Source organism: Rhizobium sp. RU36D (genome assembly GCF_900176345.1).
Taxonomy (GTDB): Bacteria; Pseudomonadota; Alphaproteobacteria; order Rhizobiales; family Rhizobiaceae; genus Allorhizobium.
Window position 1 is genome coordinate 155847 of sequence record NZ_FWXU01000009.1, and the last position, 11886, is coordinate 167732.

General features: G+C 63.1%; 6 protein-coding genes. All 6 read right to left on the reverse strand.

The window, feature by feature from the left end:
* Positions 1-51: 51 nt before the first annotated feature.
* Complete coding sequence (gene trxA / locus B9A97_RS13775) at positions 52-375, reverse strand: thioredoxin (RefSeq protein ID WP_084365916.1); 324 nt, start codon at positions 373-375, stop codon at positions 52-54.
* A gap of 72 nt (positions 376-447) precedes the next feature.
* Complete coding sequence (gene addA / locus B9A97_RS13780) at positions 448-3996, reverse strand: double-strand break repair helicase AddA (RefSeq protein WP_084365917.1); 3549 nt, start codon at positions 3994-3996, stop codon at positions 448-450.
* Positions 3989-7195, reverse strand: coding sequence for a double-strand break repair protein AddB (gene addB, locus B9A97_RS13785; RefSeq protein ID WP_084365918.1), 3207 nt, complete (start codon positions 7193-7195; stop codon positions 3989-3991). Before addB ends, addA begins: the two co-directional genes overlap by 8 nt.
* Positions 7192-7920: a nucleotidyltransferase family protein gene (locus B9A97_RS13790; protein ID WP_084365919.1), complete on the reverse strand. Its 729-nt coding sequence runs from the start codon at positions 7918-7920 to the stop codon at positions 7192-7194. The genes addB and B9A97_RS13790 overlap by 4 nt, the downstream gene beginning before the upstream one ends.
* Entirely contained in the window at positions 7917-9446 is a 1530-nt protein-coding gene (gene tsaE, locus B9A97_RS13795; RefSeq protein ID WP_084365920.1) for a tRNA (adenosine(37)-N6)-threonylcarbamoyltransferase complex ATPase subunit type 1 TsaE, read from the reverse strand. The genes B9A97_RS13790 and tsaE overlap by 4 nt, the downstream gene beginning before the upstream one ends.
* Positions 9443-11869: a sensor histidine kinase gene (locus B9A97_RS13800; RefSeq protein ID WP_244564223.1), complete on the reverse strand. Its 2427-nt coding sequence runs from the start codon at positions 11867-11869 to the stop codon at positions 9443-9445. The genes tsaE and B9A97_RS13800 overlap by 4 nt, the downstream gene beginning before the upstream one ends.
* Positions 11870-11886 lie beyond the last annotated feature (17 nt).

An 11886-nucleotide genomic window follows, 5' to 3' on the forward strand; every position in this document is an offset into this window, starting at 1 on the left:
GCCCGGCGAAACCGGGCTTTGATCTGCCTTATCTGACGTTGATCCGACCGATCACGCGGAAGCGCTGGAAATCCAGCTCGTCAAAGCCGTCTTCGGTGCTGCACCGACCTTGATGTCAGCAACCTGGCCGCCCTTGAACATGGCGAGCGTCGGGATCGAGCGGACGCCGAACTGAGCGGCCAGTTCCGGGTTCTCGTCGATGTTGAGCTTCGCGACCTTGACCTTGCCGGCGAATTCATTCGAAAGCTCTTCAAGGCTCGGGGCGATCATCTTGCACGGACCGCACCATTCCGCCCAGAAATCCACGACAACGGGTTCTGCGGATTCGAGCACTTCGGATTGAAAATTGGCATTGTCGACTTTTACGGTAGCCATTGGCTGCTCCTAACGGATCTTTGCGTTGTCCTATATGTGATGCTTTTCGCCGGCATTTCAATAAGCGCTATTTCACATGCCGTTGAGCTGGGCAAGCGTCTGCACCACGTCGTCCTCATTCAGTTCCAGCACACGCGCCGCCTCTGTGTAAACAAGCAGGCAGCCGATCCTCTTGTCCGGATAGAGAGGCTTGAGGATTTCCGAATAGATCGCCAATTGCGCGCGATGGGAAAAAGGAGCGTCAGGGACGGCAGAGGGCGCATGCCGGTTGGTCTTGTAGTCCAGGAGCAGCACGGCGTCATCGGTCACCACCATCCTGTCGATGCGACCTGAAACGGCCCGCGGTACCCCTCGCACGGCAATTGTTCCCATGACGGAGACCTCAGCCTGCCCATGGGCGGAAAACGCCTGCCTCAAGGCGGGATGCTGCAGGATCGCCATGACAGAGGCGACCAGTTTCGCCCGCTCGCCCGCCGGCCAGAAGCGCGCGGCACGCTCGCTGAACCGCTCGGCCGCCGCTGCCCGTTCCTCTTCAGCAAAGCCGGGCAGGATCTGCAGCATGCGATGCACCAGGCGCCCCCTCTGCAAGGCGATGCCCGCACTCTCCTTGGCTCCGAACAGTGGCGACACAAGCGGCGCGTCTGCCGCTTCTTCGTCCAGGGCAATCCCGATGCCGGATGGGCTCAAAGGTCGGGGCAGGGGCGGGGAGGGTGGCAGCGGAAGGCGAAGCGCATCCGGCAGGCGTTCGTCTATGCTCTCACGGCTTTGCTCCTCACGCCGGGGGAAGCGCAAATGCGATGCCGGCAGCCGCCAACTCAGCCCTTCCCATCCACCGTCAGGCCCGTCGAAATGCCGCTTCTCGCAACGGGATTCGTCGAGACCGAGGGTAGACGCGACCATCTCGTGCCATATGCCGGTATTCACCCGCACGCCCCGGTAGCCGCAGACGACAAGCTTGTCGGCAGCGCGTGTCATCGCCACGTAGAGCAGCCGCCGATACTCCTCCTCGGCCAGCGCCTTGTTGCGCTCACCATCCGCCTGGGTGAGTGAATTGCCGACTTCTCCCGTGGGTATCCAGACGGGAACAGGCAGCCGGCTGCCCGGCGTCTCCATCATGCGAAACCGGGCGAGATGGCTTGAGTTGAAGGCAGCCGAGCCGCCGTCGACGACGAAGACGATAGGTGCTTCCAGGCCTTTGGAGGCGTGCACCGTCATGATGCGCACCTCGTTGCGGGACTTGTCCTGCTCCCGCTTGACCTCGGGGGTCTCAAGTTCCAGGCCCGACACGAAGGCCTGCAAGGCCGGCAGGCCTGATGTTTCCGTGGCAAGGGCGTAGCTCAGGAATTCATCGAGAATATCGCTGACCTCGCTGCCGAGCCGGGCAAGGAAGGCGCGGCGCCCGCCATGTCCCGCCAGCACATGGGCGTAGAAATCATGCACCGAGAGGCGCTGCGAGAGCGCAATCATGACCTTTAGCCGCTCGACCACGGCCTGCCACTTGGCAATGCCTCCCTCAGCGAGCGCCTGGATCACGTGCCAGACGCTTTTGCCGGCGTCCCGGCCGGCAGAGGCTTCGAACACATCCGCTTCCGTCAGATCGAACAGCGGGCTTTTCAGAAGCGAGGCGAGTGAAAGATCATCCCCCGGCATCAGTGCGAACCGTCCAAGCGCCAGGAGATCCTGGACAGCGATATGGCCGTTGAGGCGCAGGCGGTCGGCTCCGGCTACCGGTACATCACCGCGACGCTTGAGTTCACGGGTGAGGGCTGTAACGAAAGCACCGCGCTTGCGCACCAGGACAAGGATATCGCCTGCCTCAATGGGCCGCTCCATGCCCTTTTCGATGATCGTGTCCCGACCGATCATGCCTGAAATCACATGGGCGATGCGGCGGGCCAGCACGGCCGATGGTGCACTTTCCGGCGTCGAATCGAAAGGCGCCGTCCAGTCCTCCGAGGCCTCCACCACAGGCGGCACCACCATATCCCACAGATCGACACTGCCGGGATGACCCGTTCGGCTCGACATATGCACAACGGCGTCGCGGGTCGCGCTAAGGCCGCGGGCATTCTCATCGACCGAGAAGACCTGATCCACGGCGCTGAGAACGGCTGCGGTGGAGCGAAACGATAGTGGCAGCCGGACGGAGCTGAATTTCTGCCCGCCTTGCTCCACTTCCCGCCTCGTATCGGCTCCCTCCAGCGAGAAGCGCTCCGGCCGCGCACCCTGGAACGAATAGATCGACTGCTTTTCGTCGCCCACCGCAAAGAAGGTCCTGAGCCGCGTCTTCGCGCCTTCGCCGCTGAAGAAATCATCCCTGAGCGAGCGAATGACGGTCCACTGGATCGGGCTGGTATCCTGCGCCTCATCAACCAGGATGTGGTCGATGCCCTGGTCGAGCTTGTAGTGGATCCAGGGACCGACGGCGCTTTTCGTCAGGAGATCGGCGGTACGGGCAATCAAATCCTCAAAATCCAGCTGGCTGCGGACTTTCTTCAGATCCTCGTAATCCTGGTCCAGCCGTTCGGCCAGCACGAGAGCGGCGCTGCTTGCCCGGTACATCTGGAAGACCCGCAGGCGATCGCGGCAGGCGACAACGTGATCGCGTGCCGCAGCGATGGCCTCGGGCAGCTCAGGCGCCAGCTTCAGCATGGCGGCCGTGCAGAAGGTCTTGTCGGCCTTGGGCTTGTCGCTTGCGGTGAGGAAGGCGCTCTCGATCAGCCGTAACCGTTCCAGCGCGTCCGTTGCCTGGGCCGCCGCTGCGAGATCCTCGGCTATGGCCTGGGCCTGAACGCCGCCCTTGGCCCTGGCGACCTCGATATAGCTTGTCAGCGCGGCGCCCGTCAGCCCCGGCAGCGGCCAGAAGCGTTCAAGCAGGGCCGCCTCGCTATCCTCCGGCTCGACGCCGAGCGCACGGCGAAGCGCTATGTCGGTGCCACCTGCATTGGCTGCCGCAGCGGTAAAGTCACGCACGGCGCGCCGGCTGGAGATGATCTCATTCAGTAGCTTGTCCAGGCCCCATTCGTCGGCGAGGTTCAACACTTCGCTGAAGGCATCGGCGAGGCTACTGTCCTTTTCGGCTGACGTTGCCGTCAGCAGCGCCCGGCGCGCATCTGCCAGCATGGTGGCTGCTGCCCGGTCGTCGAGCACCGAGAAGTGACCGGCAACATTGGCTTCCAGCGGAAACTGGTGGAGCAACGCCTCGCAAAAGGCGTGGATGGTCTGAATTTTCAGGCCGCCCGGCGTTTCCAGCGCCTTGGCAAACAGTCGCCGCGCCTCCGTCAGCGTCACGCGGCTCGGCTGCTTGCCATCGATAGCGGCGATCCGGTCTGAAAGCTCCTTGTCCGGCAGCACGGCCCATTCGGCCAGCCGGGCAAACACGCGGTTCGACATTTCCGAGGCCGCCGCCTTGGTATAGGTGAGGCACAGGATAGAGGACGGCCGCGCGCCCGAGAGAAGCAGGCGGATCACCCGCTGCGTCAACACATGCGTCTTGCCCGAACCGGCATTGGCCGAAACCCAGGCTGAGCGCTGCGGATCCGACGCCAGCGCCTGCTGCGAGCTGGTCCAGTCGATCCAGGCGACCGGATCCTGGCTTTGCGGAAGATCTGCCTCACTCATCCCCGGGCGTCTCCCCTGCCTCGGCGGTCGACCATTCCGCCACCCGGGCCAGATGGTCATATTCCCCGCTGAAATCGTTCTGCATGGCCGGTATCAGCCGCGACACGAACCCCTTCTCGCCGGATTGCAGCAAGCGCACGAGCTTCGTCAGTTGATCGATCGACTCCACAGCAAGATCCACGGCTGACTTCTGCACCTTGGCGCGTTCGGAAAACTCGTTGTTGACGGTTTCCGCCTTGAACCGGCCGCCTGGCCGCAAGCGCACATAAACAAGGTTTTCCGGAGCAAGCGAGCCGGCGCCACGGAATGCGCCGCCCCTCAGCGCCGCAGCCTCCAGCGCCAGCTGCGGGTCCAGCAGGCTTCGGGCCTGGGACACGCTGGGGTTCGAACCGGTCTTGTAGTCGATCACGTCGGCATAGCCTGCTGCCTTGATATCGATCCGGTCGGCGATGCCGGTCAGGCGAATGCCCGCCTCGGCGATATCGAGACCCGCCGGCACCTCTGTCAGCGAGCGGATGATCGTCTGCCGCCTGGCCTTCTCCCAGGCCAGGAATGCGCGGCCAACCTCGGCAAAGCGCAGACGCCACACCACGTCGATATGCGGCGGCAAGCCCTCTTCATCAAACAACCCGTTGGCGATGGCGTTCATGATCGCGGCGGCTTGCGGAGCATCCGGAGGATGACCCTCGCGCACGAAGCGTTCGACGATACGGTGATAGAGAGTACCGCGTTCGGCGGTGCCGGGATCCCGATTGAAGGGATCGACCGGATCAAGCCGCAAGATGCGCCGCGCATAGATCGAATAGGGGTCGCGGCGCAGACGACCGACCTCGCTGAAGGAATAGCTCTTGGGCTGTAGATGCACCGGCGGCCGAGGTTCCGGTCGCTGCGCCGGCTTCTGGCTTTCCGCCTGGTCCAGTTGCTCGGCGAAATGCCGGTAGCGATCGCCGCGGTTCCTCAGGGCATTTGCAAACTCGGTGCCGCCCAGTGCCAGAAGCCGCTGCAGCCAGCGGGAAGCCACTGTCGGCGCTCCTCCCTGACGCAACGCGCGGGAATAGATCAGCCGGCGCGTACCGTTTGCCATGGCAAAGTCATGGGCCTGCTGACCGATGCGCCGCTCCGGCGGCTCCAGACCGATTTCGGTCTTCATGATCCGCGACAGGAAGGGGTTGTTGGCCGTCTGTCCGGGCCAGGACCCCTCGTTCAGGCCGCCCAGAATAATGGTGTCGACATGCTGCAGCCGCGCCTCCAGCGTACCGAAGATGAAGACTCGGGGATGGCGCAGCGCCTTCGGCTTGACCGCCGATCCCGCCATCAGCGCATCCATGATATCGACGAATTGTCCACCTGATGCCTCGATATCGCCATCGGTCGCGATGATTTCGGTGAGCAGGCCGGCGAGCGTTTCGCCTGCCTCATTCCCCCAGAGTTCGGCGAGATTGCCTTTTTCATCGCCGCAGATCGCCTCGATCACCCGTCCCGTGCGTTCTGCCCAAACCCGCAAGGGCAGGGACTGGCGAAACCTGCCCTCCGGTTGCTGATGCAGCAGGCTGCCGGCCAAGGGTTCAATGGCGGCTGCGATCCGGTCGGCCAGGGCTGCCGCGGCTGGATAGGCCTGCGCGCCAAGATTGAGACGCCACTGGGGAGGATGCCGGTCCTGCGCATCCGCCGTCACGCGATGCTCCAGCAGCGGTCTCAGCTCGGCAATATCCACGCTTGCCACACCGCCGCGCAGGCAGAGGATTTCAAGCGCCTGGACCGACTGGAAATAGGGTTCCGCCTCCATGCCGAACCGGCAAAGCGGGTGCTTGAGCAGCGACACGATCGCCACGGGATCACCTGGACGCAAGCTCGCTTCAAGGAGAAGCTTGAGAAGCGTGCCTTGTGGCGTTGCGTTGAAGGGCGTGCCGGCCGAATCGTCGGCTGTTATGCCGAAGCGGGCAAGCTCGGCTGCGACACGCCGCGCAAGCGCACGGTCGGGGGTGATCAGAGCCGCGCGGCTCTCACCGTTTTCACCGGGCTCCTCCTCCAGTGCCAGTCGCAGGGCAATCGCGATGGCGGTTGCTTCCTCCCGCTCATTCGCCGCCTCAATCAGGCTGACATCCGCGAACGCGGCATGGAAACGCGGGTCGCCGAACCCCTCGCGCCACCCCGTCCAGCCATGGGTGGCCTCTGCCGGTGCCATGGCGCGCGAGAGAATTGCAGCCCGATCCGCCAGGGCACCATCTTCGTCACCCAGCGCGGCAATATCCTGCCGGCCAAGGCCGAGTTTCTTGAGCAGCCGGCTCATTCCATATTGCGGATGGGACCGTGTCGACGGATCCAGCAGCCGGTCGGCAAGGGGTTCCGGATCGACAAGACCCCAGTCCTGCTCGGGCATGGACAGATCAAGGCCGGGAAGAACGACCACCCCCTGGGGATGGCGGGCGATGGTCGAAATGAGATCGGCCGCTGCCGGAATTGAACCTGTGGAACCTGCAACGATGACAGGATGATCCGTTTCGCGGCTGGCGAGCCGTCGCGTTTCGGCGCCAAGCGCCGCATTTCTGTGGCGTGACGGCGACGACCGGTTCAGCTCCTTCAGGCGCTCGGGCCAGAAGGCATTGGCGATCCGCAGGAATTCCAGCGTGAGTTGCCACCAGGAGGCAAAATCCCGCGCGTCCAGCTTGTCGAGATCGGCCCAATCCCGTTCCTCCGTCTCGACCGCGTCGATCAGCTCGATCAATGCGCGTGCGAGCCAGATCGCATCTGCCGGGCTTGCCGGTGCCACCAGCGGCGAATCGCTGTGAATGCTGCGCACGATCTCTGGCAGCTTGTTGCGCCAGGCCAGAATCAGCCGGGCCAGTTCGAGAAGCCTGACGATATTGCTGACCGGCGGCGCGAGATCCAGCATTTCAGGCACATCGGCCTCGAAGAAATCGACATCGTCGTCGGTTTCCCCGAGGGGTTTGATGATCGGCAGGATCGCAGATCGTCCGCCAAGCAGGTCCGCGAATTCCGCGCGCAGCACGCGGGCCGAGCGGCGGGTCGGGACCAGGATGGTGACTTTGGCAAGCGAAAGCGGATCGGCCGGATCATATCGGTAGTCAGGGGTGAGGCGCCCGTCGAGCAGGGATTGCGCCAGCACGCGCAGGAAAGGCAGGCTCGGCGGAATGGTGAGGACGCGCGGCGACGTTCCTCTGTCTCCCGATGGGGTCATGGCCGCGCCAACCGGCTGACCACGGCCTCGGCAGGCGCGATGGCGTCCGGCGTGCCCACAGTCAGCCAGTGGCCTTCAAGCGGCAATCCGTAAAGACGCCCTGCCGCGATCGCCCTGTCGAAATAGATATTCAGGTTGAAGGCATCCGCTGGCGCGTCATCAAGCAGGGCCGAATGCAGCACGATCGCGCCTGCATAGATCACCGGTTCCGGATCGCCGTCGCGGTATCGCGCCAGTCGTCCGTCGGAACCAAGATTGAAATCGTTCTTCTCACCATGGCCAGTCGTCTGGTCCGGCCGGGCGCAGAGCAGGGCCATGTCCATGCGGGCAGGATCGAAGAAGCGCGCCAGCCGCGGCAGGTTTGCCTCCGCACCCGGCTTGTCACCCACCCAGAACAGGTCGGCATTCATGACATAGACGGGGCCACGCCCCAGCAGCTTCAGCCCCTTGGCCAGGCCGCCGCCGGAGTTCATCAGCGTCTCGCGTTCGTCGGATACGACGATGTCCAATCCGTCATAGCGAGCCAGATGGGCCTCCATCTGGTCGGCGAGGTGGTGGACGTTCACCACGGCCTTGCGCACCCCGGCCTCGGCGAGAATATCCAAGGCATAGTCGATCAGCGGCTTGCCGCCGATCTTCACCAGGGGCTTAGGGATCGTTTCGGTGATCGGGCGCATGCGCGTGCCGAGGCCCGCGGCGAGCACCATGGCTTCTGTAATGGTCATGGCCTTGAGCTGACTGATTCGGTGGCGCCGATTCCAACCTTTGCGCACCATTCCCGCAAGGGCAAAAGCGCCTCGTGCCGTAAGGCGGTGCTGAGATATCGCAGGGTGCGCGGCATGTGTTTCATATATCCGGGCTTGCCATCCCGTTTGGCAAGCCGCACCCAGATGCCCGTGAGCTTGCAGGCCCGCTGGGCGGCCATGATCGACCAGGCGCGAAGAAAGTTCTGTTCATCGAAACCGGGATCGCGGCGCCGCAAGCTCAGATAATCGTCCATCAACTTGTGCGCCAAATCGTCCGGTATATCGACCCGCGCATCCTGGACGATGGACGCGAGATCATAGGCCGAAGGACCGATCATGGCGTCCTGGAAGTCGATGAGGCCGATCCGCGCAAGTCCCTCGTGCTGCGGTCGCCATATGATGTTGGGCGAATGAAAATCTCGGAGCAACAGGGTTTTTTCAGAGGCTTCGAGCGCATCGATCAAGCCGTCCCAGACCGTGTTGTAGTCTGCCCGTTCAGCGTCGCTCGCAGCCGCGCCGCGCTGAGAGGGAAGGTACCAGTCCAGCAGCAGCGAGACTTCCGTCTTGATCGCCACGCGGTCGAAATCCGCGATATGGTGACGTCTTCCACCGCCGGCGTCGACGTCGCGCTCGAACCGTTGGCCATGTAACTCGGCAAGGCAGGCGATGCTGGCGCGGTAGCGCTCCTCGATAGGCTGGCCAGCTGATGTCACGATCAACTCGCTTCCCAGGTCTTCGATCAGGAGCAGGCCGATATCGGCTTGTTCGGCAATGATATCCGGCGCGGCAAAACCATGGGCCTTCAACAGGCCGGCAATGGCGATGAAGGGCTCGACATTCTCCGCCAGATGCACCAGTTGCGGATAGGTCTTTCCGTCAGCGATGATGGGTCCCGGTGGTCGCGCCGGTGCATCCATCAGGATCAGGCGGTCGCCGTCGGCGGGATAGATATATTCATAGGCGCGGCTTGAGGCATCCCCTGTCAAATGCCGGCGCCGGGCCTCGCCATATCCGTGGTCCGCCAGAAAGTGCCTGATGTCGAGGACACGCTGGATGCGTTGAAGTTTCTGTTGCGGACCGCTGATGCGCACGCGCCTGCCGGCACCCGTAAAGGCGAATGTCAGTGAAATCCTATTCCCTGGCAGATCGTCCAGCGCCCGCTCCGGCCATTCGATCAATGCAATGCCGTTTTCCAACGCGTCATCCAGGCCGAGTTCGGCCATTTCCGACGCATCACCGAGGCGATAGAGATCGAAATGCGCCACGGGCAGGCGCAGCGCATAGGATTGCACCAGCGTGAAGGTGGGGCTCGGCACTTCCAGGTCGTCGTCATCGGCCATCGCGCGCAGGAAGGCGCGGGCCAAGGTGGACTTGCCCGCACCGAGATCGCCATGCAGCGCCAGGCAATCGCCGGCTGACAGGGCCAAGGCCAGGTCTTCCCCCAGCCTCGCCGTCGCGCCTTCATCGGCAAGCTCAAGCTCAATGGACGATGAGTCCAGGCTCATTCAGCGGCCACGGATTGCTGCGCCTCGGACGCGGTCGGAATGCGGCACAGAACCCGCGTGCCCTGTCCTGGCGTGCTTTCGATCGAAACGCTGCCATTGTGCAGGTTGACGAAGCTCTCGACGATGGAAAGGCCAAGTCCTGCTCCGCTGCGTTTGCCGCCCTTGCCATTGGCGGAGAAACGCTGGAACACGGTCGCCAGCATCTCCTCGGATATGCCGCAGCCGCTGTCGGTGACGGTGAAGACAAAATCCTCGTCCTCGCGCCAGCATTTCAGCACCACGGCCGTTCCTTCCGACGAGAAGTTCACGGCATTGGTCAGGAGCTTGATCAGCACCTGCTTCAAGCGCTGCTGGTCGGCGATGATGTGGCCGAGGCTTGGCGGAGCGACAATCTCCAGCGTCACATTGCTCTCCTGCAGACGATCCGTCATCTGCATCGAGACATCGTCAAGCAGGTCGCTGAGATCGATTTCCGCGTAGTTCAGCTGCATGATGCCGGCATCGACGGTCGCGAGATCGAGGATGTCGTTGACGATCGTCAGCAGCACCGATGAGGAGGTGGAGATGTGATCGATGTATTCCGCCTGGCGGATGTTGAGCGGTCCAACAGCCTGCGCCTTCAGGAGATCGGTGAAGCCGATAATGTTGGTCAGCGGCGACCGCAGCTCGTAGGAGACGTGCTGGACGAAATCGTTCTTGAGTTCGTCGGCCTTGCGCAGCGCCGCATTCTTCTCCGTCAGTGCCCGTTCAGCGCGCACACTGTCGGTCATGTTGACGAAGGTCAGCATGGTCTGGGCGTTGGAGAGCGGAATGACCGCGTAATCCAGCACGAGACCGGACATCAGCTCCAGCGTGCCCTGACGCGAGGGGCGTTCGTCCTCAAAGCTGGTGATCATCTGGCTGAAGGCCTTCCAGCCATCGGCCCGATCATAAGACGGCAGGCAGGCGTCCTCGATCGCGCGAATATGGGTACCGGCCGCAGCTTCTTTCTCGGTGATGCCCCAGAGCGCCCGGAAGGCAGGGTTTGACAGGCGAATGCGACCGTCGGGACCAAAGACGGCCACGCCTTCGGAGAGGTGGTCGATCGTTTCGCCCTGCACGCGCAGCAGCGTGTTGTAGCGTGTTTCCAGCTCGACCTGTTCCGTCAGGTTCTCGAAGACCCATGTCGCGCCGCCTTGCGGATGCGCCGAGGCGATCACACGGAGGGTCTGGCCATTGGGAAGGTGCCAGATATCCGTCTGCGTATCGATGGCGCGATAGACCGAAAGGGCATTTTCCTTCCAGGTCTTCCAGCTCAGCTGTTCGGGAAGCTTGTTGGCAGAACGTAGCCGGTCCAGGAGTTCCGCATTGTCAGGCCGCTGATCGAGGAAGGCCTGATCCAGGCTCCACAATTGCTGGAAGGCCTGGTTGTAGAACTGCAGCCGCCTGTTGCCATCGAAGATGGCGACGGGGGTCGCCAGGTGATCCAGCGTGTCGGCATGGCTTTTCAGCGTGCGATCCAGTTCCTCGCGCAAGGCTTCGGCCTGGCTGACATCAATGGCAATACCGGCCGAACCGGCAGCGCTTCGGGCATCCACCACATCAAAGAAGCTGCGATTGCCGTGAACGACGGTTGACACCCGGTCCTGATAAGGAGATTCCAGCGTCCGGACGGCTTTGATTTTTTCGCGGGTCACGGTCTGCAGAATTTCGCGGCTTTCCCGCACGGCCTGCTCGGGCGAGGCGGCTTCGACAGCGGCGCTATAGGCGTGGTTGACCCATTCCAGACGACCTTCGCCATCGCGGCGCCAGACCGGCTGTTCAATGGCGTCGAGCAGGCTCTCGAAGGTCGCGATCGACGCGGCAAGGCGGGCCTTCTCGATTTTCAGCTCGGCCAGTTCGGCGCGAAGATTATTGAGCGCGACAAACCGCGCAAAGGCACGACCGCCCGAAACACGACCCTGCACCTCAAGCACTTCGTCGCGCTGGGTTTCGATCACGAGATCGAAGCTGCATGCCTGCGACTTCAGCTCATCCAGGGCCTTTTCAAGCGCCATGGCCGAATTCGGCTTCAGCCAGCGACCAAGTGCCAGAAACTCTGCGTCCGACTGGGGAGCGCCGGTTTCCGGCGGTAATTGTCCCAGGAATTCCGGGCGCCCATTCTGGCCGTCCCATATGACGATGCGTCGGCTTTTGTCAGCGATCAACGCCTGGTAGCGGGAAATGCTCTGCCGGGCATCGGAAAGCGCACCGCGCATTTCCTTGGTTTCGGCCGCCATGGCGCCGCGCTGTCGCACCAGCCATACCGCCGAGACCAGCGCTGCCGAGAGAACCCCGAGCACCAACGAGTAGCCGGCCATCTCGCCCGTCGTGAAAAGTCGCGCAGCCTGCGCGCTCTGGGCCGCTGCCGCACCGGGCATCGCTGTCAGAGCGGTGGCCGTCATCGACCAACGCCAGAATC

Coding starts and splice junctions, on each gene's coding strand:
- tsaE (WP_084365920.1), bottom strand. CDS start 9,446: ATGAGCCTGGACTCATCGTCCATTGAGCTTGAGCTTGCCGATGAAGGC.
- B9A97_RS13790 (WP_084365919.1), bottom strand. CDS start 7,920: ATGACCATTACAGAAGCCATGGTGCTCGCCGCGGGCCTCGGCACGCGC.
- addA (WP_084365917.1), bottom strand. CDS start 3,996: ATGAGTGAGGCAGATCTTCCGCAAAGCCAGGATCCGGTCGCCTGGATC.
- trxA (WP_084365916.1), bottom strand. CDS start 375: ATGGCTACCGTAAAAGTCGACAATGCCAATTTTCAATCCGAAGTGCTC.
- B9A97_RS13800 (WP_244564223.1), bottom strand. CDS start 11,869: ATGACGGCCACCGCTCTGACAGCGATGCCCGGTGCGGCAGCGGCCCAG.
- addB (WP_084365918.1), bottom strand. CDS start 7,195: ATGACCCCATCGGGAGACAGAGGAACGTCGCCGCGCGTCCTCACCATT.